Source organism: Cellulosimicrobium sp. ES-005, assembly GCF_040448685.1.
Classification (GTDB): domain Bacteria; phylum Actinomycetota; class Actinomycetes; order Actinomycetales; family Cellulomonadaceae; genus Cellulosimicrobium; species Cellulosimicrobium cellulans_G.
Window position 1 is genome coordinate 4,679,484 of record NZ_CP159290.1, and the last position, 25,507, is coordinate 4,704,990.

Genomic DNA, 25,507 nt, shown 5'->3' on the forward strand with positions numbered 1-25,507 from the left:
TCGCGTTCGTCCCGTCTCGTCCGAGAGTTCACCCGTGCCCGGAATGGTCCGGTACGGGTGCGCTCGCCGCGGACGCCGGACGGTCGTGCCCTTGCCTGTCGACGACGAAAGGACACACCGATGCGCACGCCCGTGCACACGCCCCGCACCCGGAGAAGACGCCGAGGGCTCGCCGCCGTGGTCGGAGCGAGCCTCGCCGTGGGGGCCGCGCTCCCCGTGACGGCGGCCGTGGCCGCCGACCGCGCGCCCACGCAGCGCGCCGCCGCGGCGGCCGAGGAGCCGAGCGGGATCCCGGTGCTCCACCCGACGCCCGGGACGTACCTGGACGGCACGGTGACCGTCACGGCGCAGCCCGTCCAGGCCGGTGACCCGGTCCGCGAGCTGGCGGTCGACGGCCGTCCGCTCGGGGGCGCCACGGCGACCCCCGCCACGTCGCGCCTCCTCTTCGACGTGGGCAGCAACTCGATCGAGAAGCGCTACGGCAGCTACGTGCTCGTCAACGGCACGCGACTCGACCTCGACCGGGACATGGTCTCCGAGCGCGTCGCGCTCGACGTGCCGAACGACCTGCTGGTCCAGGGGGAGAACGCGGTGCGGTTCGTCGTGGGCGCCGTCCCCACGTCGTGCGGCTCGAACTACGACGACTTCGACCTCACCGAGGTCTCGCTCGAGCTGCTCGGCGAGGTCGCCGACGGCTCCGGCAACCGCTTCACCTACCAGTTCGGCGACGGCTCGTGCGGGACGAACACGTCCCGCGTCCTGACGGCCGACCTGACGTTCACGGTCGCCCAGGATCCGGCCGCGACGACCGGCCTCGCGGCCGAGCTCGACACGACGACGCTCGAGAACGGTGCGCACACCCTCACGGCCACGACCGCGTCGGGCCAGACCGCGACGAGCGGCGTGACCGTGAACAACTCCGCGCCCGGCGCGCCGGCCCTGACCCCGGCGGACGGCGAGCTCCTCAACGGCACGCGGACCGTCCTCGCGACCCCGCCCGCCGGTGGCGACGCCCCGACGGGGATCGAGGTCGACGGCGCGCCGCTCGCCACCACTGCGACCCTCGGCGCCGGCTCGTCGCAGTTCGTCTTCACCGTGGGCTCGAACTCGATCGAGGCCCGTTACGCCAACCACCTGCTCGTCAACGGCCAGCGCATCGACCTCGTCGACCGCGACTACGTGAGCGAGACCGTGCGCGTCGACGTGCCCAACGCGTACCTGGGAGCCGGCCGCAACACCGTCCGGTTCGTCACGGGCACCTACCCGACCTCGTGCGGCGACAACCGGGACGACTTCGCGATCTCGGGCATCGGCCTCGTGCCGAGCCACGGCACCGCGACCCCGGTCGACGTCGCGTCGTCGTACTCGCTCGGTGACGGCGACTGCGGCTCGAGCGCGACCAAGCCGCGCGAGGCCGTCCTCACGTTCGACGTCGTCCCCGCCGCCGACGCCCCGGCGCCCGGCCTGCGCGCGGACCTCGACACCGCCGCCCTCGCCGACGGCGAGCACGTCCTGACCTCCTCGACCGCCGCAGGGGCCACGGCCCGGCGCACGGTCACGACCGACAACACGGGCCCCGCCGTCGCGTCGAGCACGCCCGCCGCCGGGGCCGAGCTCGCCACGGCGACCAGCCTCGCCGTCGAGCTCACGGACGCGTCGGGCGTGCTCGAGGGCCCGTCCGTCACGCTCGACGGCGAGGCCGTCGAGGCGGGCGCGCTCGTCGGCCCGGGCCTCGAGCCCGGGGCGCACACCCTCGTCGTCACGGCGACGGACGTGCTCGGCAACGCGAGCACGCACGAGATCGGCTTCACGAGCCTCGGCGTCCCGGACGTCCCGACCGACCTGACCCCCGCGACCGGCACGACCGGCGTCGAGGGCTCCGTCGAGCTGGGCGCGCGCGTGAGCGCCCCTGGCGGCGGTGACGTCACGGCGACGTTCGCGCGCGCCGACGTGCGCTCGCCCGTGGCCGCGGCGCAGGGCGAGACCGCCGCGGTGCCCACCGACGTGCTGCACGTCGAGGGCGAGAGCCCGGCCGACGTCGACGCGCTCGTCCCGGGCGACGGCGCGACGCTCGACGCGGCGCCCGCCGCCGACGTCGCGTTCCAGCGCTTCGAGATCCCGGCGGAGGGCGACGTGGCGGGGCAGACCGTCCGGTGGGACGGCGTCATCGACCCGCAGCGCCTCGCGACGCTCCACGTCTGGGACGGTGCGGCCTGGGAGGCGCTGGCTTCCGCGCGCGGCGCCGTCGAGGGGCCGACGAGCCTGACGGCCACGCTGTCCGCGCGGCACGCGACGCAGGGGACGGTCCACGTCCTCGTCACCGGCACCGACCCGTTCGCCGACGACATCGACGACGGCGTCGGCACCGAGGAGCCGACGTCGTTCGCGGACCGCGACGCGTACGACTTCTCGATGGTCCACTTCACCGACACGCAGTACCTGTCCGAGGGTGCCGTCGAGCAGGAGACCGCCGAGGAGCGTGCGGTCTGGGCGAAGGCCTACACCGACCTCGTGCAGTGGGTCGTCGACAACGCGGACGAGCGCGGCATCGAGTACGTCGCGCACACGGGCGACATCGTCGAGAACTACACGCGCACGCCGGCGGACGACGCGATGGCGGCCCAGGTCCGCGGCGAGTACGAGTTCTCGTCGTCCGCGCAGCGGCTGCTCGACGACGCGGGCATCCCCAACGGCGTCCTGGCGGGCAACCACGACAACCTCACGGGCGCCGACAACGGACCCGGCGCGCTCTACAACGCCTACTACGGGCCCGAGCGGTACGAGGCGCTGTCGGCCGGCTGGCAGGACGCGTCCTACGGCGGCCCGTGGCGCGAGGGCGACAACCAGAACCACTACGACCTGTTCACGGCCGGCGGTCTGGACTTCGTCGCCGTGTACCTCTCGTACGGCGTGACCGACGAGGAGGCCGCCTGGGCAGACGGCGTGCTCGAGCAGTTCGCCGACCGCAACGCGATCCTGCTCGCGCACGACTACCTCGCGCCGAGCACCAACCCCGACGGCCGTGGAGCGCCGTTCTCCACCCCGGACGGGCGCCTGCTGTACTCGAAGGTCGTCGAGCCGAACCCGAACGTCTTCCTCGTGCTCTCCGGCCACGAGCACGGCGTGGGCATCAACGTGAAGCGCGACGTCGGCACGCCCGGCAACGGCGTCGTCGAGCTGCTCGCGGACTACCAGTTCTACGAGGTCACCGCCGAGGAGGCCGGTCTCACCGAGATCGGCGGCTACGCGCCCGACCAGGGCCTGCGGCTCGGGTCGAGCTACCTGCGCCTGCTCCAGTTCGACGTCGACCGCTCCGAGCTCGTCGTCGACACGTACTCGCCGTGGCTCGAGAACTTCGGGGCCACGGAGTACGACGACCGCCAGCGCTACAACGGGCTCGAGGACGACTTCACGGTGCCGGTCGACCTCACGACCCGCACGACCACGCTCGTGACGGATGCCGTGGCGCTCTACGCCCCGGCCGAGGAGATCGGGAGCACGACCGTGCCCTCGGGCGAGGTCGCGACCGTCACCTGGGACGGCCTCGAGGCGGGCGCGCTGCACGCGTGGGTCGTCACCGCGACGAGCGCCGGCGGGGGAACGGCGGTCTCGCCGGTCACGACGTTCACGACGGCACCCGCCCAGGACGGCCTCGTCGTCTCGACGACGGCGCGCAGCCAGTGCATGGCGGGCGCGGCGTACGTCGCGGTCCGCGCGACCAACGCCGACACCGTGCCGGTCGACGTCACGCTGAGCACGCCGTACGGCGAGCGCACCGTGACGGACGTGCAGCCGGGCGCGTCGGCGTACCAGGCGTTCGCGGTCCGCTCGGCGCAGGTCGCGGCGGGCAGCGCGCACGTGGCCGCGAGCGGAGGCGACCGCACGTTCGCGGGCGACGTCGCGTTCGACGCGCTGTCGTGCGGCTGACCCGTGCACCCCGCGGGTGACCGGGGCGACCCGGTGACGCGCGGCGGCGAGAGGTGAGACGTGGCCCCCGAGCACTCGCGCTCGGGGGCCACGTCTCCGTTCTCGGCCCGGAGCCGCCGTGTCAGACGGCGGCCCAGCCCCCGTCGCTGTGCAGGACCGCACCGGAGACGTTGGCCGAGTCGTCCGACAGCAGCCACGTGATCGCTGCGGCGAGCTCGTCGGCGCTCGCGGCGGGCGGGACGGTCGTCGCCATGACCGGTCCGAGCCGCTCGCCGGCGTACTGCGAGCGGAAGGGCGCCTCGATGCTCGTCGCGACGGCGCCCGGCGCGACGACGTTCGCCCGCACGCCCTGCGGGGTGTAGAAGAACGCCGTGCTCTGGGTGAAGCCGACGATCGCGTGCTTCGACGTGGCGTACGCGGTGCCCGAGGCCGAGGCGCGCGAGCCCGCCTCGGACCCGACGTTGACGATCGCGCCCTTGCCCGCGGCGAGCATGAGGGGCAGCACCGCGCGCGTGAGCCGCATGACGGCCGTGACGTTGACGGCCAGGACGAGGTCCCACGTGGAGTCGTCGACCTCGGCCGTCGGCAGGAACCCGTCCATGATGCCCGCGACGTTGGCGAGCGCGTCCACGCGGCCGTCCGCCGCCGCGACCACCGCGTCCACGGTGGTCTGCGCGCTCACGTCGCCCGCGACCGTCACGAGGGCGTCGGTCCCGACGTCCGCGACGAGCTTGTCCAGCCGGTCCTCCCGGACGTCCGTCGCGACGACGCGCGCGCCCTCCGCGAGCAGCCGCTCGACCGTGGCGCGCCCGATCCCGGCGCCCGCGCCGGTGACGATCGCGGTGCGGCCCTCGAACCTCCCCGGTACGTGGTTGCTGACCATGACGGCTCCTTCCGTCCGCGCCGGCACTGCCGTCGTCCGGCGTCCTGGCCCCATCCCACCGCCCGGCGCCCCGCGCGCGCGAGAGCCGATCGTCCCGGGGTCGGTGCCGGTGGTCCTCCGTCGCCCGCGGGCCCGTCCGGCGGTGTCCGGACCGCGCGCGGCGGGGTAGGGTCGGCCTCGTGACGCACCCGTCCGTGACCCCTTGGTGGCCGGCCGCCTGACGGCCGGTGACCTCATCCGGCCGTGCCCCGACGACGTGGGCGGCCTCGGCGGACCCCGGTGCACGCGTCGTCGGCCCAGCGGCCTGTACCTCCCGAGTACCCCCGAGTACCCCCGAGCTGGAGCCCCAGAATGACGACACAGCAGTCTCCCGTCCCCGTCCGGTCCCTCGAGCCGACCGGAGCGGAGGTGCCCTCGACCGTCCCGACGCACTGGTACAACCTCGCCGCGGACCTGCCCGAGCCCGTGCCCCCGCACCTGCACCCCGGCACGCGCGAGCCCCTCACGCCCGACGACCTCGCGCCGCTGTTCCCGCTCGCGCTCGTCCAGCAGGAGGTGACGACGGAGCGCTACGTCGAGATCCCGCAGACGGTCCGCGAGATCTACGCGCTGTGGCGGCCGTCGCCGCTCGTGCGCGCGCGGCGCCTCGAGCGGGCCCTGGGCACCCCGGCCCGGATCTACTACAAGTACGAGGGCGTGAGCCCGGTCGGCTCGCACAAGCCGAACACCGCCGTCGCGCAGGCGTACTACAACGCGCTCGAGGGCACGACGAAGCTCACGACCGAGACCGGTGCGGGCCAGTGGGGCGCCTCGCTGTCGTTCGCGGGCGCGCTGCTCGGGCTCGACGTCGAGGTGTGGCAGGTGCGCGCGTCGTTCGACGCCAAGCCGTACCGCCGGGCGCAGATGGAGGTCTACGGCGGGATCTGCCACCCGTCGCCGTCGGACCTCACCGAGGCGGGGCGGGCGATGCTCGCCGCGGACCCGGAGACGACCGGCTCCCTGGGCATGGCGATCAGCGAGGCCGTCGAGACGGCCGCGAAGGACCCCGCGGCGCACTACGCGCTCGGGAGCGTGCTCAACCACGTCATGCTGCACCAGAGCGTCATCGGCCAGGAGGCGCTCGTCCAGCTCGACGAGGCGGGCGAGGGCGCGCCGGACGTGGTGTTCGGCTGCGCGGGCGGCGGGTCGAACCTCGCGGGCCTGACGTTCCCGTTCCTGGGCCGCAACCTGCGCGAGGGCACGACGACGCGGCTCGTCGCGTGCGAGCCGGCCGCGTGCCCGTCGCTCACCCAGGGCGAGTACCGGTACGACTTCGGCGACGTCGCGGGCCTCACGCCGCTGCTCAAGATGCACACGCTCGGCAAGGACTTCGTCCCGCCGGCGATCCACGCGGGCGGCCTGCGGTACCACGGCATGTCGCCGATGGTGTCGCACGCGGTGAACCTCGGGCTCATGGACGCGGTCGCCGTCGAGCAGGACGACGCGTTCGTCGCGGGCACGCTCTTCGCGCGCAGCGAGGGCATCATCCCGGCGCCCGAGTCGACGCACGCCGTGGCGGCCGCGATCGCGCACGCGCGCGCCGCGACGGAGCCGGAGGTCATCGTGCTCGGGCTGTCGGGCAACGGCGTCCTCGACCTGCCGGCGTACGCGGCGTACGTCTGACGGACGGCCCCGGGCGCCCCGCGCGGTAGGTCCTCGCGTGGGGCGCCCGTACCCTGGTGCGGTGCCCGACCCGACCCCCGAGACCCTCGACGAGCCCGTGACCGGCGCGCCCTCCGTGGCCCCGGTCGCCGGCGACGACCGCCCGCGCTACCGGACCCAGCCCGTGTCGTTCGTGCGGCGCAGCGGGCGCCTCGCGCCGCGCCAGCAGCGCGCGTGGGACGCCCACCGGGACCGCTACGTCGTGGACGTGCCGCGGGACGTCGCGCGGACGTCGGTCGACCCGGAGTTCGTGCTGGACGTCGCGGGCACGTTCGGGCGCGACGCGCGTCTCGTGGTGGAGATCGGCTCCGGCCAGGGCGAGGCCGTGGTGGCCGCGGCCGAGAACGACCCGGGCACGGACTTCCTCGCCGTCGAGGTGTATGCCCCGGGCCTCGCCCAGACCGTGCTGCGCGCGTCCCAGCGCGGCCTGACGAACGTGCGGCTGGTCCAGGCGAACGCGGCCGAGCTGCTGGCCACGACGCTGCCCGCGGGGAGCGTCGACGAGCTGTGGGTCTTCTTCCCGGACCCGTGGCACAAGTCTCGCCACCACAAGCGGCGCCTCGTGGCGCCGTCGTTCGCGGCGCTCGCCGAGCGGGTGCTGCGGGCTCCGGGCGAGGGCGACGACGCGCGGCCGGGCGGCACGCTGCGGCTCGCCACGGACTGGGCGGAGTACGCGGAGCAGATGCTCGACGTGCTCGACGCCGCGCCGGGGCTGCGCAACGTCCATGGCCCGCGCGGGGTGGCGCCGCGCTTCGAGGGGCGCGTGCTGACGGGGTTCGAGCGCAAGGGCCAGACGGCAGGCCGCGTCATCACCGACCTGGAGTACGCGCGCGTCTGACGCCGTGGTGCCCGTCGGCCGACCGGCCGCGTCAGGTTCTTGCGGACAGAAGTGATCTACGGCACATTGTGCCGGGGGTGGAACGTCGCCCCGGGCACGCAGTGTCGCGTGCGGTCGCGTCGACAGGTGGCCGTCTGCGGGGTGCGGGCTCTCTGTCAGTCCACGGAATGAGCCAACGGAGGCGTCATGACCGACGTGACGGCCGACCCCGGACCGGGGTCCGTCGACGAGACCGACTACCAGCGCGTGCAACGCTCGCCCGAGTTCCAGGACCTGCGCAGACGGTTCCGGAACTTCGTCTTCCCGATGACCGCGCTCTTCCTCGTGTGGTACTTCGCCTACGTCCTGCTCGCGAACTACGCGCACGACTTCATGAGCACCACGGTGTGGGGGAACATCACCGTCGGGCTGCTCTTCGGCCTGGGGCAGTTCGTGTCCACGTTCGCGATCACCATGATCTACGCGCGCTGGGCCAACAGGCGGTTCGACGCCGCGGCCGACGAGCTGCGCCGCGAGATCGAGGAGGACGAGCTGTGAGCGCGCAGGTGCTGGCCGCGGAGGCCACGGACGTCGGCAACCCGGTCGTCAACATCGCGATCTTCGGCGTGTTCGTCGCGGTGACGCTCGTGATCGTGCTGCGCGCGTCGCGGCAGAACAAGTCCGCGGCCGACTACTACGCGGGCGGGCGGTCGTTCACCGGCCCGCAGAACGGCACGGCCATCGCGGGCGACTACCTCTCCGCGGCGAGCTTCCTCGGGATCTGCGGCGCCATCGCGATCAACGGGTACGACGGGTTCCTCTACTCGATCGGCTTCCTCGTGGCGTGGCTCGTCGCGCTCCTGCTCGTGGCCGAGCTGCTGCGCAACACGGGCAAGTTCACGATGGCCGACGTGCTGTCGTTCCGGCTCAAGCAGCGGCCCGTGCGGATGGCGGCGGCGCTGGCGACCCTGGCCGTCGTGTTCTTCTACCTGCTCGCCCAGATGGCCGGCGCGGGCGGGCTCGTGGCGCTGCTGCTCGGCATCGACACCACGGCCGGCCAGAGCGTCGTGGTCGCGGTCGTGGGGGCGCTGATGATCCTCTACGTGCTGGTCGGCGGCATGAAGGGCACCACGTGGGTCCAGATCATCAAGGCCGTGCTGCTCATCGCGGGCGCCGCCGTCATGACGGTGTGGGTCCTCGCGAAGTTCGGCTTCAACCTCTCCGACCTGCTCCAGGGCGCGATCGACAAGGCCGGTCCGGGCGGCGAGGCGCTCATCGAGCCGGGCAAGCAGTACGGCGCGACCGGTACGACGAAGCTCGACTTCCTCTCGCTCGCCCTGGCCCTCGTGCTCGGGACCGCCGGCCTGCCGCACGTGCTCATGCGGTTCTACACCGTGCCGTCGGCCAAGGAGGCCCGCCGCTCGGTCGTCTGGGCGATCTGGCTCATCGGCATCTTCTACCTGTTCACGCTCGTGCTCGGGTACGGCGCCGGGGCGCTCGTGGGGCCGGAGACCATCAGCGCCGCACCAGGCGGCGTGAACTCGGCGGCACCGCTGCTCGCGTTCGCGCTCGGTGGCGAGATCCTGCTCGGGTTCATCTCCGCCGTCGCGTTCGCGACGATCCTCGCCGTCGTGGCGGGCCTGACGATCACCGCGGCGGCGAGCTTCGCCCACGACATCTACGCCAACGTCATCAAGCGGGGCGAGGTGAAGCCCGACGGCGAGGTCAAGGTCGCGCGGATCACCGTCGTCGTCATCGGGATCCTCGCGATCCTCGGCGGCATCTTCGCGCAGGGCCAGAACGTGGCGTTCCTCGTGGCGCTCGCGTTCGCGGTCGCGGCGAGCGCGAACCTGCCGACCATCCTCTACTCGCTGTTCTGGAAGCGGTTCAACACGTCCGGGGCGCTGTGGAGCATGTACGGCGGGCTCGTCTCGTGCATCGTGCTCATCGCGTTCTCGCCCGTCGTGTCCGGCAAGGTCGACCCGGTGACGGGCGCGAGCCTGTCGATGATCAAGAACACCGACATCGACTTCGCGATCTTCCCGCTGAGCAACCCGGGCATCATCTCCATCCCGCTCGCGTTCCTGCTCGGGATCGTCGGGACGCTGCTCAGCAAGGAGAAGCCGCACCCGGAGAAGTTCGCCGAGATGGAGGTCCGCTCGCTCACGGGCGCGGGCGCCGAGAAGGCGGTCGTGCACTAGCGGGACGCTCCTGCCCTCCGCGCGAGGACGCCCCCGGTCCGACCGGACCGGGGGCGTCCCGCGTCCGGTGGACCGGTCGACGCGCGCGCCGCCCGTCCCGCCGCACCGACGTCCCGTCGCGCCGCAATCCCGTCGCCGCGGGCCCGGCCCGCGACGTACGGTCGCGCCATGACCTCTCCGATCCCACCCGACGCGGTAGCCCCCGCGGGGACCCCGGCGCCTGTCCTCGTCGTCACAGGGGCGATGGCCTCGGGCAAGTCGACGGTCGCCGACGCGCTCGCCCGGACGTTCCCCCTCGCCGCGCACGTGCGCGGCGACATGTTCCGCCGGTTCGTGGTGAGCGGGCAGGCGTCGATGGCGCCACCCCTCTCGGCCGCGGCGCGCGCCCAGCTCGACCTGCGGCAGGTGCTCGCGGCGCAGGCGGCGGACGCCTACGCCGCGGCGGGAGTGGTCGCGGTCGTCCAGGACATCCTGCTCGGGCCCGACCTCGAGCGGTTCACGGCGCGCGTCCGTACCCGGCCGTGCTACGCCGTGGTGCTCACCCCGGACGCCGCGACCCTCGCCGCGCGCGACGCCGCACGGCACAAGCAGGCGTACGGGGAGTGGACACCGGACGAGTTCGCCGCGGCGGCCCGGGCCACGCCGGGCGGTCTGCACCTCGACACCACGGGACGGTCCGTCGCCGAGACGGTGCGGCAGGTCCTCGACCGGCTCGACGAGGCGCGCGTCGCCTGACGCGTCTCCGAGCTCGCCGACGTCCCGCTGGGCGACGAGCGCGAGGGCGCGTGAGGATGGGCCCATGACGAGCGACCCGCAGCAGGAGACCGCGCCCGACGAGACCTACGACGTGATCGTGATCGGCGGCGGGCCCGTCGGGGAGAACGCCGCCGACCGCGCCGGGCGCACGGGCCTGAGCGTCGCGCTCGTCGAGGCCGAGCTGGTGGGGGGCGAGTGCTCCTACTGGGCGTGCATCCCCTCCAAGACGCTCCTGCGGCCCGGCGCGGCGCGCGCCGAGGCGCGGGGCGTGCCGGGGGTGGGCGTGGACGACGCGCTCGACGTCCCCGCGGTCCTCGCGCGCCGCGACGCGATGGTCGCGGACTGGGACGACGGCGGCCAGGTCTCCTGGGTCGAGGGCGCGGGGATCGCGCTCGTGCGCGGGCTGGGACGGATCGTCGGACCGCGCCTCGTGGAGGTCGTGGCCGAGGAGCCCGACGCCGACCCGGACGACCTCCCGCGGACGCGGCGGCTCGCGGCCCGGCACGCGGTGATCGTCGCGACCGGGGGCGTCCCCGTGCTCCCGGACGTGCCCGGCCTCGCCGACGCGAACCCCTGGACGAGCCGTGAGGCGACGGCGGTCGAGGACGTCCCCGCGTCGCTCGCGATCGTGGGCGGCGGAGTGGTCGCGGCGGAGATGGCCGTCGCGTTCGCCGACCTCGGCGCGCGCGTCACGGTCCTCTCGCGCGGGGGGCTGCTGGGCCGGACCGAGCCCTGGGCGGGCGAGGCGGTCGCGGCGTCGCTGCGCGAGCTGGGCGTGGACGTGCGCCTCGGCGTCGCCACCGAGTCGGTCGAGGCGCTGCCCGACGGCGGGGCGCGCCTCACTCTCTCGTCCGTCGGGTCGCGCCGGGGTGGGGACGACGCCGGCGAGGCGCCGGACGTGTCGCCCGTGACGGCGGAGCGCGTGCTCGTCGCCACCGGTCGCGCCCCCCGGACGCAGGACCTCGGCGTCGACAGCGTCGGCCTCACCCCGGGACGCGCGCTCGACGTCGACGACACGATGCTCGTCCAGGGGGTGGTGCGGAGTGGCCCCGAGGACGCCGACGGCTGGCTGTACGCCGCGGGCGACGTCACGGGCCGGGTCGCGACGACCCACCAGGGCAAGTACCAGGGCCGGGTCGTGGGCGACGTCGTCGCCGCGCGCTTCGGCGACCCGGACGCCGACGGGGCGCCGACCGCGGGGGAGCGCGCACCTGCAGTCGGCGCCGCGCCCGAGCCGTGGTCGCGGTTCGCGGCGACGGCCGACGGCGACGCGTCCCCGCAGGTCGTCTTCACGCGCCCCGAGGTCGCGGCCGTCGGGCACACCGAGGCGTCCGCCCGCGAGGCCGGGATCGACGTGCGGGTCGTGCGGTACGACCTCGCGAACGTCTCCGGCGCCGCCGTGCGCGCCGAGGACTACGCCGGCAGCGCCCAGCTCGTGGTCGACGCCGCGCGCGAGGTCGTGGTCGGCGCCACCTTCGTCGGCCCCGACGCGGCGGAGATGCTGCACGCCGCGACGATCGCCGTCGTGGGCGAGGTCCCGCTGCGTCGGCTGTGGCACGCCGTCCCGTCGTACCCGACGGTGAGCGAGGTCTGGCTGCGCTTCCTCGAGGAGTACGGGCTGTAGGCGCGCGCACGCGGCGGCGTGCGCGCGCCGCCCGGGGTGGGCGCGTCACGAGGTGCGGGCGCCCGCGCGGCGGTCCCGTCCCCTAGGCTCGGGGCGTGACGACCGAGACCTCAGCCCCGCGCGTCGCCCTCGCGACGTGCTCCGTCCTGCCGCACCTGGACCCCGACGACGCACCGCTCGTGCGCGCGCTCGACGCCCGTGGCGTCGCCGCGCAGCCCGCCGTCTGGGACGACCCGGACGTCGACTGGGCCGCGTTCGACGCCGTCGTCGTGCGCTCGACGTGGGACTACTCGGCCCGGCGCGACGAGTTCGTCGCGTGGGCGGCGCGCGTCCCGCGCATCCTCAACGCGGAGGCCGTGCTGCGCTGGAACACCGACAAGGGCTACCTGCGCGAGCTGGAGGGCGCGGGCATCCCCGTGATCCCGACGCTGTGGCTCGACCCCGCGCGCAACCTCTCCTCGCGTGCGATCCACACGCGCCTGCCCGCGCAGGGCGACTTCGTCATCAAGCCGGTCGTCAGCGCCGGGGCCAAGGACACGGGCCGCTACCAGGCGGGTGAGGCGCACTCGCGCGGGCTCGCGATCCAGCACGCGAAGAACCTGCTGGTCTCGGGGCGCGAGGTCATGGTGCAGCCGTACGTGACGAGCGTCGACACCGCGGGCGAGACGGGCCTCGTCTTCGTCGACGGCGAGTTCTCCCACGCCGTGCGCAAGAACGCGCTCCTCACCGGGCCGCACCGCCCGACCCGCGGCCTGTACCAGCAGGAGGAGATGAGCCCGTTCACCGCGACCGAGGAGCAGCTCGACGTCGCGCGCCGGGCGCTCGCGGTGGCCGCCGACGCCGTCGGTGGCGGGGACGTGGCGAGCTTCCTGTACGCGCGCGTCGACGTCGTGACGGGCAACGACGGCGGCGTCGTCGTCATCGAGCTCGAGCTCACCGAGCCGTCGCTCTTCCTCGCCCTCGCGCCGGGGTCGCTCGACCGGTTCGCCGACGCGATCACCGCGCGCGTCGCGCACTGACGCTGCACAGGGACGCCGCCGCACCGGCGTCGCGCGCTTCGTCACGGACCGGCGGTCGGCCGGCCCGCGACCGTGGCCCGTCCCGGGGCGGGGCGGGCCACGATCACGTCGGACGCGAGGTCAGGCCAGGCCGTTCTCGGACAGCCAGTCGGCGGCGATGTCCTCGGGGGAGCGCTGGTCGACCCGGGACTCCACGTTCAGGGCGATCAGGCCCTCCGGGGTGAGCGCCGCGCTCACCGGGTTGATGACGTCCGCGATCTCGTCGGCGACGTCCGCGTCGACGAGCGGCACCACGTGGGACGCGAGGAACAGGCCCTCGGGGTCGTCGAGGGTGACGAGGTTCTCGGTCTGGATGCTCGGGTCGGCGCTGAACACGTTGGCGATGTTCACCGTGCCGGCCACGAGGTCCTGCACGGTGGTGTCGCCCGTGGCGACGAAGGAGACGTCCACGCCGTACACGTCCTTGAGGCCCTGCGGGCCGTAGGGGCGCTGCTCGAGCTCCGCCGGGCCGCCGAGCGTGAGCGGCACGTCGAGCCCGGCGAGGTCCGCGAGGCTCGTGAGGTCGTGCTCCGTGGCGAAGGCCTCGGTCACGTTGTAGGAGTCCTGGTCCGTCGCGGTCGACTGGTCGAGGACCGTGAGCCCGTCGGGCAGGGCCTCCTGGAGCGCGGCGTAGACGTCCTCGGGGGACGTCGCGGTGGTCTCCGGGTCGAAGAACTGCAGCAGGTTTCCCGTGTACTCCGGGAAGAGCTGGATCTCGCCGTCCTCGAGCGCGGGCATGTAGGCGTCGCGCTGGCCGATCGAGAAGTTCCGCTCGACCGTGAAGCCCTTGGCCTCGAGAGCCTGGGCGTAGATCTCGGCGATGATCTCGTTCGAGTCGTAGGCCTGGGAGCCGATGACGATGGCGTCGGACGAGGCGTCTCCGGTGTCGGCGTCGAGCGGGTCGGACCCGCCGCCGCAGGCGGTGAGCGTGAGGACGGCGGTCGCCGCGGCGGCGACGAGGGCGGCGGTGCGTCGGGTGCTGCGCATGTGTCTGCCTTTCTGAGGGCCGTCCCGGGGACCGGGAGGGGCTGGGAGGGGTCGGTCGGGCGACGTGCGGTGCGGTGGTCTCGCCCGCGCGTCAGGCGGTGGTCGGGGCGGGGGCCGGGCGACGCCTCCGCCGGGCGGGTGCGTCGTCCGGCGAGCGACCGGCGGTCACGCCGCGCGGGACGACGACCCGCTGGAGGATCGCGAACAGCGCGTCGAGCACGACGGCGAGGACGACGACGAGGAGAGAGGCCCCGAGGATCTGGGAGAAGTCGCGGATCTGGATGCCCTGGACGATGTAGAAGCCGAGGCCCCAGTTGCCGATGTAGCCCGCGAGCGTGACGGTCGCGACCACCTGGAGGGTCGCGGAGCGGAGACCGCCGATGAGCAGCGGGAGACCGAGCGGCACCTCGGCCCGGAAGAGCACCTGCCAGCCGGTCATGCCGACGGACCGGGCGCCGTCGACGACGCGCCGCTCGACGGCCTCCACACCGGCGTAGGCGCCGGCGAGGATCGGCGGGATCGCGAGGAGGACGAACGCGGTGACGGACGCGGTGACCTTGTGCGTCACCCCGAAGACGAGCACGAGGAGCAGGACGAGCCCGAAGGACGGCACAGCACGGGCCGCGCCCGAGAGCGCGACCGCGAACTCCCGCCCGCGTCCGGTGTGGCCGATGGCCCAGCCCGCCGGGATCGCGATCGCCGCGGCGACGAGCACGGAGACGAACGTGAACGCGAGGTGGGTCCAGATCGCCTCCGGGAGGGGGAGCGCGCCGGTCAGCCGGGCGGGCGAGAAGATCCAGGCGATGGCGTCGGAGAAGAGGTTCATGCGCGCACCTTCCGGGACCAGGGCATGATCGCTCGCCCGGCGAGCACGAGCAGCAGGTCGACGAGCAGGGCGATGACGACGACCGCGACGACGCCCGAGAGGATCTCGGCGACGATCTGCCGCTGGTAGCCGTTCGTGAAGAGGTAGCCGAGGTTGTCGATCCCGATGAGGATGCCGACCGTCGCGAGCGAGATGGTCGACACCGCCGTGACGCGGAGCCCGGCGAGCACGACCGGGCCCGCGAGCGGGAGGTCGACCTGCCAGAAGCGGCGCCACGGCCCGTAGCCGACCGCGAGGGCCGCCTGCCGGACCGTCGGGTCGACCGACGCCAGGGCGTCGGCGACGAACCGGGTCATGATGGCCACGGCGTAGACCGTCAGCGCGACGACCAGGTTGAGCTCGGAGAGGAAGCTGATGCCGAGGAGCGGCGGGAGCAGCGCGAAGAGCGCGAGCGACGGGATCGTGTAGAGCAGGCCGACGAGCGTCAGGACGAGGCCCCGCGTGAGGCGGAACCGGAAGGCGAGCCAGCCCAGCGGGATCGAGACGAGGAACCCGAGCACGATCGGCACCACGCACTGGCTCAGGTGCTCGACCGTGAGGCGGCCGATGAGGTCGAGGTTGTCCAGGACCCAGGTCATGCGCCGCCCTCGACGTGGTCGTCGACCAGGACGCCCTGCGTGCGTCCTTTCCCGTCCACGAGCACGGTCCCGTGCTCCGTGTGCTTCGTGTGCAGCGCGCGGGTGCCGCGCTCCGCCCCGATGAAGCTCGCGACGAACTCGCTCGCCGGGTTCTCGAGGATCTCGCTCGGCGACCCGATCTGGGCCACCTGCGCCCCCTTCTCGAGGATCACGACCTGGTCGCCGAGCAGGAACGCCTCGTCGATGTCGTGCGTGACGAAGACGACCGTCTTGTCCAGCTCGCGCTGCAGCCGGATGGTCTCCGCCTGGAGCTCGGCCCGCACGATCGGGTCGACCGCCCCGAACGGCTCGTCCATGAGCAGGATGTTGGGGTCCGCGGCGAGCGCGCGCGCCACCCCCACGCGCTGCTGCTGGCCCCCCGAGAGCTGGCTCGGGTAGCGGTCCGCGAGCCCGCGGTCGAGTCCCACGGTGTCGAGCAGCTCGAGCGCACGGTCGCGCGTCTGCCGGCGTGGCGTGCCCTCGAGGCGCAGGACCGTCGTCACGTTGTCGACGACCTTGTAGTGGGGGAGCAGGCCGCCGTTCTGCAGGACGTACCCGATGCTGCGTCGCAGCTTCACGGGGTCCCGGGCGAGGACGGAGGCGCCGTCGATCTCGATCGTGCCCGACGTGGGCTCCACCATGCGGTTGATCATGCGCAGGAGCGTCGTCTTGCCGCTCCCGGACGACCCGACGAGCACCGTCGTGCGGTGGGGCGGGATCACCAGGTCGAAGTCCGCGACCGCCGCCGTGCCGTCCGGGTACGTCTTGGTGACCGATCGGAACTCGATCATGGGGCGCTGCCTCCCGACAGTCGGTGAACCGGCCTCCCACCCAACCACGACCGTGGCCGGCGAGCCGTAGCGCATTGCCACGCGTCCACCGACCGTACGTCGAACCACCGACACGTCGCACTCGCACCGGTACGTCGGCTTCGCGCCGTCCCAGGCCTCGTGAGTCGTCGCGGGCCGCTCGGGGGTCGCGGGGGATTCTCCCGTGACGCACGTCACGTCGGGTCCTATCGTGGCGCTGTGCCGCACCTCGACTCCCTGCTCGCCTTCTCCCTCGCCTCGCTCGTGCTCGTCGTGATCCCCGGCCCGAGCGTGCTCTTCGTCGTCGGCCGGTCGCTCACGCTCGGGCACCGCGGCGGGGTGCTGAGCGTCCTCGGCAACGAGCTCGGCGCGCTGACGCTCGTCACCGCCGTGGCGCTCGGCGTCGGCGCGGTCGTCGCGACGTCCGTCGCCGTCTTCACGGTCGTCAAGCTCGTCGGCGCGGCCTACCTCGCCTACCTCGGCGTCCAGGCGATCCGGCACCGGCGCGACGGGAGCGTCGACGTCGACGTCGCGCCCGTGCGCGAGCGGTGGTGGCGCGTCGTGCGGCAGGGCTACGTCGTCGGCGTGACGAACCCGAAGACCATCGTGTTCTTCGTGGCCGTCCTGCCCCAGTTCACGGACTTCCACGCCGGTCGCGTGCCCGCCCAGATGATGGTGCTCGGGCTGGTCTTCACGGTGATCGCGTTCGTCTGCGACAGCGCGTGGGCGCTCGCCGCCGGCGCGGCGCGGACGTGGTTCGCCTCGTCGCCCCGGCGCCTGAGCGCGGTCCGCGCGACGGGCGGCGGCATGATGATCGGCCTGGGCGGCGTGCTCGCCGTCGCCTCGCACCGCGCCGCCTGACGCGCGGTCGGACGGGGAGGCGCAGCGAGGGCCGGTCTCCCTGCGGAGACCGGCCCTCGCCGTCTGGGGTGAGTAACGGGACTTGAACCCGCGACCCCCTGGACCACAACCAGGTGCTCTACCAGCTGAGCTATACCCACCATGACCGGGCGTGAAGCACCGGCCGTCGAAAAGTGTACCCGGTCCGCGAGGTGCTCCCGGACCGCTTTTCGAGGTCAGGCGTCGGCGGATCCTGTGACGGTGGCCACGGACGTCTCGACCCCGTCGTCGGAGGGTCGGGTCCGGCCGCGCGTGACGCTCGTCGCCACGACCTGCTCGGCGACCTTGCGCGCCGTCGCGGAGTCGGGACCGGGCTGCGGGACGAACACGGCGGCGCGGTAGTAGCGCAGCTCGTCGATGCTCTCGAGGATGTCCGCGAGCGCGCGGTGCCCGCCGTGCTTCTCCGGCGAGGAGAAGTACGCGCGCGGGTACCAGCGGCGCGCGAGCTCCTTGACGGAGGACACGTCGATGATGCGGTAGTGCAGGTGGCCCATGAGAGCGGGCATGTCGCGGTCCAGGAACCCCTTGTCCGTGCCGACGGAGTTGCCGGCCAGCGGTGCCTTGCCGGGCTCGGGGACCCACGTGCGGACGTAGTCGAGGACGCGCTGCTCGGCCTCGGCGAGCGTCAGGCCCTCGTCGAGCTCGTCGAGCAGCCCGGAGGTCGTGTGCATCTGGCGGACGAAGTCGCCCATCTGCTCGAGCGCCTCGGCCGGGGGTCGGACGAGGACGTCGACCCCGTCGCCGAGCACGTTGAGCTCGGAGTCGGTCACGACGGCGGCGACCTCGACGAGGGCGTCGGCGCCCAGGTCCAGCCCGGTCATCTCGCAGTCGATCCAGACGATGCGTTCGTTCGCGTTCACAGGACTCACGGGCGACAGCCTAGCCGCGGCACGCACGACGAAGGCCCCGGCTGTCCGGTCCACCAGGGTCCGGACGGTCGGGGCCTTCGACGAGGGGTGCCGCCGCCTGTCGGGGAGGGTCCCCGGTCCGGCGAGCGGTCGGTGCGCGTCATGCGGTGCGGCGCGGCAGGCGGGCCTGCCGGGTGTTCGCCGGGACGCGGGTCGTGGTGCGGCGCAGCTGCGACCGGCGCAGGGTCTGCTCCTGCAGCTGCTCGCGACGGCTGAGGGCCGCCACGTCGTACGTGATCAAGGGATGCATGGTTCTGCTCTCGTGACGCTGGCTTCGTGGGTCTGGCCGGACCCTCCACCGCCCGGTACGGACCGGACGGACGTCACCGCGGTGTGGGTACATCCGACCACGGTCGTCGGGGGCGCTGCATCCCTTTTTCGCCACGAGCGTCGGGTGCCGGTGCACGACGGCGGCCGGCCGCGCTGCGCGGTCGGCTCGCCGTGCGTAGCCTCCGGGGATGAGCGCGGGGGACGGGCGGCCAGGCGGCGGGGCGGGCGAACGGCGCGGCGTGCCCGCGCGCGCGGTCCTCGCGAGCGTGTGGCCGGGCGTGCTCCTGGTGCTCGCGGGGGTCGCGGGCTTCGCCCTCCTCCTGGACGCGGTTCGCGAGCAGGACGACCTGTGGCGGCTCGACGAGCCGCTGCTCGCGTGGATGGTCGCGCACCGCACGCCCGTCGTGACGGGCGTCCTGACGGTGGTCACGACCGTGTCCGGGCCGTTCGTGCTGCCCGTCCTCGTCGCGGTCGGGTGCGTGGTGTGGGCGCGGCGCACGGGGACGTGGTGGGAGCCCGGCCTGCTCGCGGGCGCCATGGTGCTCGCGACGCTGGTCTCGACCGTGCTCAAGGCCGTGATCGCCCGGCCGAGGCCGCCCGACGTGTCGATGGTCGTCGCCGGGGTCGAGCGGTCGTTCTCCTTCCCGTCCGGGCACACGATCGGCGCGGCGACGCTCGTCCTGGTGGGCGGCTACCTGGTGTGGCACCGCCACCACGACCCACGGGTCCTGGCGGTCTGGGCGGTCGCCTCCGTGCTCGTGATCGGGTCCGTGGCGCTGAGCCGGCTCTACCTCGGGTACCACTTCCTCACCGACGTCCTGGCAGGCCTGTCGCTCGCCGTGGCGGTTCTGGGGGTCGTGGTCGCGGTGAGCCGCGTCCACGACCTCGTGGTCGCGCGCCGTGCGTCTCCCGGAGCGACGGGCGATTCTCGCTAAAGAACTCTTGCGCAAGAACTCTTTCGTGAACTAGCGTGGCGGGCATGAGCACGCCAGCCGACCCCCACCCCAGCCCGCCGGCCGTCCCGACCGGCCCCGGCCCGGCGTCGTCGGACCGCCTCCCGCGCGGCCCGAGGCCCGAGCCCGGGCAGGTCGTCGCGACCGACCCGGCGACCATCCGGGCGCTCGCCCACCCGCTGCGCCTGCGGATCCTCGCGCTGCTCGACGACGAGGGCGAGGTCACCGCGACACGGTGCGCCGAGGTCACGGGCGAGTCCGTCGCGAGCTGTTCCTTCCACCTGCGGATGCTCGCCAAGTACGGGTACGTCGAGCCCGCGGAGCGTCGCGGCAAGGAGCGGCCGTGGCGCTCCGTCGGGCGCGGCCGCCAGACGAAGTTCGACCCCGACGTCCCGGAGTCCCTGCACGCCGCGGGCGCGGTGGCGACCCTCATGCTGGACCAGGAGACGGCGCGTGTCCGGGCGTGGCTCGCCGGGTCCGCCGCCGACGACCCGCAGTGGCTCCTCGCCTCGACGATGACCGGCGCGTCCTTCTATGCGACGCGCGAGGAGCTCGACGCGCTCGCTCGCGAGGTCGAGGCGCTCACGGACCGCTTCCGGGGGCGCTGGGACGACCCGTCGCTCCGTCCCGCGGGGGCACGTCGCGCGCGCCTCTTCTCGATCGTCAACGCCGACCTGCCGGAGGCCCCTCGATGAGCGCGACGCCCGAGCCGACCGCCACCACCCGGCCCGCTCCCGCCGACGCGCCCGAGGTGGCGCCGGAGTCCCGCACCGCGACCGCCCCCGCCGCCGGTCGCGACGACGCCCCGGACCCTCGTGCCGCGCTGCGGTCCCGCCCGTTCCGGCTCCTGTCGGTCGCGTGGGGGTTCACGAACTTCGCCGACTCGGTCCTCGCGATCATCCTCGCCGTCTGGGTGAAGGACCTCACCGGCTCGAACGGCGCCGCCGGCCTCGTGTTCGCGGCGCTCGGTCTGCCGGCGCTCGCGTCGCCGCTCCTCGGGCAGCTCGCGGACCGCGTGTCGCGCCGACGGATGCTCGTCGTCACGTACCTCGTCGGTGCCGTGAGCCTCCTCGCCCTCCTCGCCGTGCGCGGGCCCGAGCAGGTCTGGCTCGTGTTCGTGGTGACGGTGATCTACTCGGCCGTCGGCTTCGCGACCGCGGCGGCCCAGGCGGGCCTCGTGCGGGACATGCTGCCGGACGAGGCGATCGCGCCCGCGAACGGCCGGCTCACGACGATCGACCAGGTTTTCCGCCTCCTCATGCCGGTCGTCGGCGCGGGCGCGTACGCGCTCGCCGGAGCGTGGCCGCTCGTGGTCGCCGCCTCCGTGGCGTTCGCCGTCTCGGGCACCGTCATCGGCCGGATCCGGATCGTCGAGACGCCCCCGACCCCGGCCGCCGAGCGCGAGCCGTACCTGGCCGAGATGACGGCGGGCTTCCGCCACCTCGTGCGGACGGCCCCGCTCGGCGTGCTCACGCTCGCCATGCTCGTCGCGTTCGCGGGGGTCGGGCTGCTCAACGCGGTCAGCCTCGCGATCATCGAGGACGGGCTCGGGCTGGCCCCGGAGCTGCTGGGCCCCGTCTCCTCGGTCCAGGCGCTCACCGCGATCGTCGCAGGGCTCACGGCCGCCCGTCTCGTCGCCCGCTGGGGCGCGCAGCGGCTCGTCGCCCTCGGGCTGCTGGTGCTCGCGCTCGGGATCGTGCCCGCGACGGGGACGAACGTCGTGGCGATCGTCTTCGGCATGGGCGCGGTCGGGCTCGGCGCCACCTGGTCGATCGTCGGCTTCGTCACCGAGCGGCAGCTCCGCACGCCCCCGGGTCTCCAGGGGCGCGTCGCCGCGGCGAGCCTGCTGCTGGTCAACGTCCCGCAGCTCGTGCTGACCGTGGTCGGCGCGGCCCTCGTGGGCGCCGTCGACTACCGCGCCCTGCTCGTCGTGACCGTGGTCGGCATCCTCGTCGCGGCGGTCGTCTCCCTCCGCGGCCACCGCAGCACGGGCGAGCCGGCCGATGAGAGCCCCCTCTCCGCGAGGTAGAGGCCTGGTACGGCGAGGTAGAGGTCTGGTCCTGACCACGGCTCTACCTCGTGAGACCACGGGTCTACCTCGCGGGACCACGGCTCTCTCTCGGCATGGCGGTGGGGCGGGCCGTCAGTCGTCGAGGCCGCGGGCGCGCAGCGCGTCGCCCAGGGCGTCGGCCTGGCGCAGCGCGCCGACGACGAGCGGGACGGCGTAGGCGCGGACGTCGTGCTCGCGGCCCCGGGCGCGGCACGCGTCGCGCACGCGCTGCGCCAGTGCGGAGACGACGGGTACGCAGCGCACGGCGAGCGACAGGACGAGGGCCGCGCGGTCGACGTCGACGCCGAGTCGGTGCAGCGGCCGCAGCCCCCGCTCGATCGCGGCGAGGACGGCCGCCGTCCGGGTCGTGAGCAGGACGAGCCCCGCGAGCGCGACGAGCGCGACGAGCCGGGTCGTGAGCACCACCGCCGGCACCGGCCCGAGGGCGAGCCACTGGACGGCCAGCAGCACGGGCACGACCAGGCGCAGGGGGCGTACCTGCTCCCACGCCGCGCACCATCCCACGCCGGCGACCGCGTAGAGCGCGCCGACGGCGAGGACCACCGCGCCGACCCCCGCCGGCGAGGACACCAGCAGCACGACGGCCGACGCCGCCGCCAGCCCCACGAGCTTGGCCCCGGCCGGGGCGCGGTGCAGGACCGACGACCGCGGCCGGTAGGTGCCCGGGGTCACGACGACGCCCCGTCGACGAGGCGCAGGTAGCGCGCGACGGCGGGCCCCGGCGCGTCGTCGGCGACGACCCGCCCGCCGTCCACCACGAGCACGCGGTCCATCGCGTCCATGAGCGACAGGTCGTGCGAGACGAGCACGACCTGCTGGGGGAGCGCCGCGAGCTCGGCGGCGAACCGCCGTGTGTTGCGCAGGTCGAGGAGCGTCGTGGGCTCGTCGGCGACGACGAGCCGCGGCCCCGCGGCGAGCACCGACGTGAGCGCGAGGAGCTGCTTCTGCCCGCCCGAGAGCAGGTGGGCGGGATGGTCCGCGTGGTCCGCCAGGCCGCGCGCGGCGAGCGCGGCCCGCACGAGCGCGTCGCGCTCGGCCGGGGCGTGGCGTCGCAGCGAGTACGCGACGTCCTCCGCGACGGTCGGCATGACGATCTGGGCGTCCGGGTCCGTGAAGACGAACCCCACGCGCCGCCGGACCGCGGGGCCGTCGCGGCGCGTGTCGAGGCCGTCGACCAGGACCCGGCCCGACGTCGGCACGACGAGCCCGTTGAGCAGGCGCGCGAGCGTGCTCTTGCCCGAGCCGTTGGCCCCGACGATCCCCACGCGCCGTTCGCGCAGCTCGAGGTCGACGCCGCGCAGCACGTCGCGCTCGCCGAGGCGCACGCGGACGTCCTCGAGCCGGACCGTGCAGCCCGACCCGGAGGACTCGTGCACGAGGGAGGCCCCGGACCCGGGGGACGCCCCGGGCGTCCCAGCCGTCGCGGCCGGAGCGTCCCCGACGGCGCGCGGTCGCCCCAGGCCGGCCCGGGCTCTCGCGATCACCGGACGACCTCCAGGACCGCCGCGACGCCCAGCCCGCCGCCGACGGCGGCCGTCGCGAGGCCGAGCGTCCCGGCCGGAGCGCCCGTGCGCACGAGCCGGGAGAACAGCCGCACGACCGACACCGCGCCGCTCGCGCCCCACGGGTGACCGAGCGCGAGCGCGCCGCCGTCGGCGCAGACCCGCGCGTCGTCGGCGGGGTCGCCGAGCGGGTCGAGCCCGAGCGCGTCGGTCACCGCGAGGACCTGCGCGGCGAACGCCTCGACGACCTCGACCGCCGCGACGTCGTCGAGCCGCGCGCCCGCCCGGTCGAGCGCGGCGCGCACCGCCGGGACCGGGCCCCACCCCGGCAGCGCGGGGTCGCAGCCGACCGTCGCCGACGCGAGCACGCGCAGGCCCGGGACCCCGAGCTCGCGCCGGACGCGCTCGGGCACGACCGCGACCGCCGCCGCGCCGTCGCTCACCGGGCTCGCGGTGGCGGCGGTGACGGTGCCGCCGGGCGTGAAGGCCGGCGAGAGGCGGGCGAGCACCGCGGGGTCGAGGCGTCGCGCCCGTTCGTCGCGCGCGAGCGACCGCGCCGGCGCGCCGACCTGGACCGTCTCGGCCGCGAACCGCCCGCCCGCGTGCGCGGCGAGGGCGCGCGCGTGGCTGCGCACCGCGTACGCCTCCTGGCGTTCGCGGGTCACGCCGCGGCGGCGCGCGAGCGCGTCGGCGGCGGCCCCCATGCCCGGGTCGGCCCACGGCGTCGGCGCGAACGCGGCGCGCGCGTAGGGCACGTCGCCCCACGCCGTGCGGTGGGAGCGCGTGGGAGCGAGGGACGCGCTCTCCGTCCCGCCGGCCAGGACGAGGCGCGCCTCGCCCGCCCGGACCTGCTGCGCGGCGAGCAGCACCGCCGCGAGACCGGAGGCGCACTGCCGGTCGACGGTGAGCCCGGGCACGACGACGCCGAGTCCCGCGGCGAGCGCCGCGGCCCGCGCGACGTTCCCGCCGGGCCCGGTGCAGCACCCCAGCAGGACGTCGACGACGTCGTCCTCCACCCCGAGGGCCCGCGCGTCGCCGAGCGTCGCGCCGAGCGCACCCGCCGCGAGGTCGACCTCGGACGACGACCGGTGCCCGTGCCCGGCGGTCCCGACCCAGGTGCGGCGCGCGGCCACGACCACGGGCGCGTCCGCCCCCGCACCCGGCGCGGTCATCGCAGCGGCTCCAGACCCGAGCGCGCGGGGTCGGTCCCCAGCAGGGCCTCGCTCACGGCCCCGCGCGCAGGCTTGCCCGACGGGGTCCGGGGGAGGGCGCGCGTGCCGTACCAGCGCCGCGGCCGCTGGGCGGGCGCGAGCGCCCCGCGCGCGACGCGCTCCAGGTGGGCGCGCAGCCCGGGCCGGTCGTCGCACTCGACGACGGCGCTCACGACCGCCCCGAGGCGCCGGTGCGCCGTGCCGAGCACGACGACGTCCCGGACCCCCGGCACCGCGCGCAGCACGACCTCGACGTCCTCGGGCACGACGGTCGACCCGCCGGTGAGGATCGCCCCGTCGCCGCGGCCGCGCAGCACGAGCGTGCCGAGCGGGGCGCCGGGCGCGGACGGCGACGTCGACGGGTCGGGCAGGGGGTCGGCGAGGTCGCCCACGGTGCTCCACGCGCCGTCGCGCCGCAGCGGTCCGGTGGCGCGCGCGAGGTAGCCGCTAGACACCCAGGGCGAACGGACCCAGACCTCGCCGACGCTCGCCTGCGGCAGCGGCCGGACCTCGAGGTCGACCCCCGGGAACGGACGCAGCCCCGACCCGTCGGGGTCGTATGCGACGAACGAGAGCTCGACCGCGCCGTAGTAGGCGAGCACGTCGATGCCGAGCGCCGCCGCGCGCGACCGCGCCCCGGCGGCGAGGGACGCCCCGCCGACGACCGCGTGCCGCAGCCGGGACGGCGCCCCCGCGGCCACGGCGTCGAGCACGTCGTCGAGGACCTGCGGGACGAGGTGCACGACGTCGCTGCTCGCGAGCGCGGAGGTCGTGGCGGCCGGGGTGCGCGTGAGGAAGGCGCACGCGCCGACGGCGAGCGTGTGCACGGCGGCGAAGCAGTAGAGCGACGACGCGAGCGGGCCGGGGACGAGCACGGTGTCGGCGGGGCGCAGCCCGAGGAGCCGCGTGACGTCGTCGAACGACCCCGCCCACGACGCGCGCGTGCGCACGACCGCGCGCGGCCGGCCCGTGCTGCCCGAGGAGAACCCTGCCCACGCGAGGTCGTCCGGACCGGGCTCGTGGCCCGTGCCGGGGCCCGCACCCCCCTGCGGGGCGAGCCCCGGCACGAGGTCGGGGAGGGTGCCGGTCCCGCGCGGCAGGGGCACCTCGACGAACGTGCGCGGGGCGAGGGTGCGCAGGACCTCCGCGCGGTGCGCGCGCGGCCACGCCGGGTCGCACACGAGCGGCGTCGCGCCGGCGTGGTCGGCGGCGAGGACCGCCGTGAGCAGGTCCAGCGGGTCGGGCAGGGACACGGCGACGACGTCGCCGGGGCGCGTGCCCGTCGCGTCGAGGTGCGTCGCGCCCGCGCGCACGTCCGCGGCGAGCGCGGCGTAGGTGCGCGACCGCTCGGGGGTGCGCAGGGCGGGACGGTCGCGCACCGCCGGGTCGGCGGCGTGCGTCAGGACCTGGTGGGCGACGGGCACGC

Annotated in this window: 23 protein-coding genes and 1 tRNA gene; 12 read left to right on the forward strand and 12 right to left on the reverse strand. The window is 74.9% G+C overall.

From position 1 onward, the window contains the following. Positions 1-120 precede the first annotated feature (120 nt). The gene (locus tag ABRQ22_RS20900; protein WP_353708048.1) at positions 121-3,927 is read left to right on the forward strand and encodes a metallophosphoesterase; all 3,807 of its coding nucleotides are present in this window, start codon (positions 121-123) and stop codon (positions 3,925-3,927) included. Between the two features lie 121 nt (positions 3,928-4,048). On the opposite strand, the gene ABRQ22_RS20905 is transcribed toward ABRQ22_RS20900, so the two are convergent. Then, positions 4,049-4,810: an SDR family NAD(P)-dependent oxidoreductase gene (locus ABRQ22_RS20905; protein ID WP_253051168.1), complete on the reverse strand. Its 762-nt coding sequence runs from the start codon at positions 4,808-4,810 to the stop codon at positions 4,049-4,051. Positions 4,811-5,161: 351 nt separating this feature from the next. Here ABRQ22_RS20905 and ABRQ22_RS20910 point away from each other — a divergent pair, with 351 nt between their 5' ends. The 7 genes from ABRQ22_RS20910 (at position 5,162) to ABRQ22_RS20940 (ending at position 12,928) form a co-directional block, all read left to right on the forward strand. Next, positions 5,162-6,472, forward strand: coding sequence for a TrpB-like pyridoxal phosphate-dependent enzyme (locus tag ABRQ22_RS20910; protein ID WP_353708049.1), 1,311 nt, complete (start codon positions 5,162-5,164; stop codon positions 6,470-6,472). A gap of 97 nt (positions 6,473-6,569) precedes the next feature. Next, positions 6,570-7,349 (forward strand): tRNA (guanosine(46)-N7)-methyltransferase TrmB, encoded by a 780-nt coding sequence (trmB, locus tag ABRQ22_RS20915; protein WP_353709599.1) that lies wholly within the window; start codon positions 6,570-6,572, stop codon positions 7,347-7,349. A 186-nt stretch (positions 7,350-7,535) separates the two neighbouring features. Beyond that, the gene (locus ABRQ22_RS20920; protein WP_253051170.1) at positions 7,536-7,886 is read left to right on the forward strand and encodes a DUF485 domain-containing protein; all 351 of its coding nucleotides are present in this window, start codon (positions 7,536-7,538) and stop codon (positions 7,884-7,886) included. Continuing rightward, positions 7,883-9,529 carry a cation acetate symporter gene (locus ABRQ22_RS20925; RefSeq protein WP_353708050.1) on the forward strand — a complete coding sequence of 549 codons (1,647 nt, stop codon included), beginning with the start codon at positions 7,883-7,885 and terminating at the stop codon, positions 9,527-9,529. Before ABRQ22_RS20920 ends, ABRQ22_RS20925 begins: the two co-directional genes overlap by 4 nt. A 168-nt stretch (positions 9,530-9,697) precedes the next feature. After that, positions 9,698-10,264 carry an AAA family ATPase gene (locus ABRQ22_RS20930; protein ID WP_353708051.1) on the forward strand — a complete coding sequence of 189 codons (567 nt, stop codon included), beginning with the start codon at positions 9,698-9,700 and terminating at the stop codon, positions 10,262-10,264. Between the two features lie 64 nt (positions 10,265-10,328). After that, positions 10,329-11,909 carry an NAD(P)/FAD-dependent oxidoreductase gene (locus ABRQ22_RS20935; RefSeq protein WP_353708052.1) on the forward strand — a complete coding sequence of 527 codons (1,581 nt, stop codon included), beginning with the start codon at positions 10,329-10,331 and terminating at the stop codon, positions 11,907-11,909. 95 nt (positions 11,910-12,004) lie between these two features. Next, complete coding sequence (locus ABRQ22_RS20940; RefSeq protein ID WP_253051174.1) at positions 12,005-12,928, forward strand: hypothetical protein; 924 nt, start codon at positions 12,005-12,007, stop codon at positions 12,926-12,928. Between the two features lie 120 nt (positions 12,929-13,048). On the opposite strand, the gene ABRQ22_RS20945 is transcribed toward ABRQ22_RS20940, so the two are convergent. The 4 genes from ABRQ22_RS20945 to ABRQ22_RS20960 form a co-directional block, all read right to left on the reverse strand. Continuing rightward, positions 13,049-13,954 (reverse strand): ABC transporter substrate-binding protein, encoded by a 906-nt coding sequence (locus tag ABRQ22_RS20945; protein WP_253051175.1) that lies wholly within the window; start codon positions 13,952-13,954, stop codon positions 13,049-13,051. A 91-nt stretch (positions 13,955-14,045) separates the two neighbouring features. Beyond that, positions 14,046-14,780: an ABC transporter permease subunit gene (locus tag ABRQ22_RS20950; RefSeq protein WP_253051176.1), complete on the reverse strand. Its 735-nt coding sequence runs from the start codon at positions 14,778-14,780 to the stop codon at positions 14,046-14,048. Further along, positions 14,777-15,418, reverse strand: a complete 642-nt coding sequence (locus ABRQ22_RS20955; RefSeq protein WP_353708053.1) for an ABC transporter permease subunit — start codon at positions 15,416-15,418, stop codon at positions 14,777-14,779. Before ABRQ22_RS20955 ends, ABRQ22_RS20950 begins: the two co-directional genes overlap by 4 nt. Further along, positions 15,415-16,248 (reverse strand): ATP-binding cassette domain-containing protein, encoded by an 834-nt coding sequence (locus tag ABRQ22_RS20960; RefSeq protein WP_353708054.1) that lies wholly within the window; start codon positions 16,246-16,248, stop codon positions 15,415-15,417. Before ABRQ22_RS20960 ends, ABRQ22_RS20955 begins: the two co-directional genes overlap by 4 nt. A gap of 237 nt (positions 16,249-16,485) precedes the next feature. Here ABRQ22_RS20960 and ABRQ22_RS20965 point away from each other — a divergent pair, with 237 nt between their 5' ends. Then, the gene (locus ABRQ22_RS20965) at positions 16,486-17,127 is read left to right on the forward strand and encodes a LysE family translocator (protein WP_353708055.1); all 642 of its coding nucleotides are present in this window, start codon (positions 16,486-16,488) and stop codon (positions 17,125-17,127) included. 64 nt (positions 17,128-17,191) lie between these two features. Here the strand turns inward: ABRQ22_RS20965 and ABRQ22_RS20970 are convergent. From ABRQ22_RS20970 to ABRQ22_RS20980, 3 genes are all read right to left on the reverse strand, one after another. Further along, positions 17,192-17,267 (reverse strand) — tRNA-His (locus ABRQ22_RS20970). Positions 17,268-17,342: 75 nt separating this feature from the next. After that, the gene (gene orn, locus ABRQ22_RS20975) at positions 17,343-18,035 is read right to left on the reverse strand and encodes an oligoribonuclease (protein ID WP_253051180.1); all 693 of its coding nucleotides are present in this window, start codon (positions 18,033-18,035) and stop codon (positions 17,343-17,345) included. A gap of 139 nt (positions 18,036-18,174) precedes the next feature. Beyond that, positions 18,175-18,324, reverse strand: a complete 150-nt coding sequence (locus ABRQ22_RS20980; protein WP_156533217.1) for a hypothetical protein — start codon at positions 18,322-18,324, stop codon at positions 18,175-18,177. Positions 18,325-18,532: 208 nt separating this feature from the next. Between ABRQ22_RS20980 and ABRQ22_RS20985 the strand changes: the two genes are divergently transcribed. From ABRQ22_RS20985 to ABRQ22_RS20995, 3 genes are read left to right on the forward strand one after another with little or no spacing between them, the layout of a single operon-like run. Next, a complete protein-coding gene (locus tag ABRQ22_RS20985) occupies positions 18,533-19,279 on the forward strand; it encodes a phosphatase PAP2 family protein (RefSeq protein ID WP_353708056.1) in 747 nt (248 codons plus the stop codon). Positions 19,280-19,323: 44 nt separating this feature from the next. Then, a complete protein-coding gene (locus tag ABRQ22_RS20990) occupies positions 19,324-19,992 on the forward strand; it encodes a winged helix-turn-helix domain-containing protein (protein WP_353708057.1) in 669 nt (222 codons plus the stop codon). Continuing rightward, complete coding sequence (locus ABRQ22_RS20995; protein ID WP_353708058.1) at positions 19,989-21,326, forward strand: MFS transporter; 1,338 nt, start codon at positions 19,989-19,991, stop codon at positions 21,324-21,326. Before ABRQ22_RS20990 ends, ABRQ22_RS20995 begins: the two co-directional genes overlap by 4 nt. Before the next feature lie 114 nt (positions 21,327-21,440). Here ABRQ22_RS20995 and ABRQ22_RS21000 read toward each other — a convergent pair whose 3' ends face one another. The 4 genes from ABRQ22_RS21000 to ABRQ22_RS21015 all read right to left on the reverse strand — a co-directional run bounded on the left by ABRQ22_RS21000 (position 21,441) and on the right by ABRQ22_RS21015 (position 25,505). Next, positions 21,441-22,040, reverse strand: coding sequence for an energy-coupling factor transporter transmembrane protein EcfT (locus ABRQ22_RS21000; RefSeq protein ID WP_353708059.1), 600 nt, complete (start codon positions 22,038-22,040; stop codon positions 21,441-21,443). Further along, on the reverse strand, positions 22,037-22,672 hold the full coding sequence (locus tag ABRQ22_RS21005; RefSeq protein WP_253051453.1) for an ABC transporter ATP-binding protein: 636 nt from the start codon (positions 22,670-22,672) through the stop codon (positions 22,037-22,039). The genes ABRQ22_RS21000 and ABRQ22_RS21005 overlap by 4 nt, the downstream gene beginning before the upstream one ends. 176 nt (positions 22,673-22,848) lie before the next feature. Beyond that, on the reverse strand, positions 22,849-24,042 hold the full coding sequence (locus ABRQ22_RS21010; protein ID WP_353708060.1) for a thiolase family protein: 1,194 nt from the start codon (positions 24,040-24,042) through the stop codon (positions 22,849-22,851). Continuing rightward, entirely contained in the window at positions 24,039-25,505 is a 1,467-nt protein-coding gene (locus ABRQ22_RS21015; protein ID WP_353708061.1) for a class I adenylate-forming enzyme family protein, read from the reverse strand. Before ABRQ22_RS21015 ends, ABRQ22_RS21010 begins: the two co-directional genes overlap by 4 nt. Positions 25,506-25,507 lie beyond the last annotated feature (2 nt).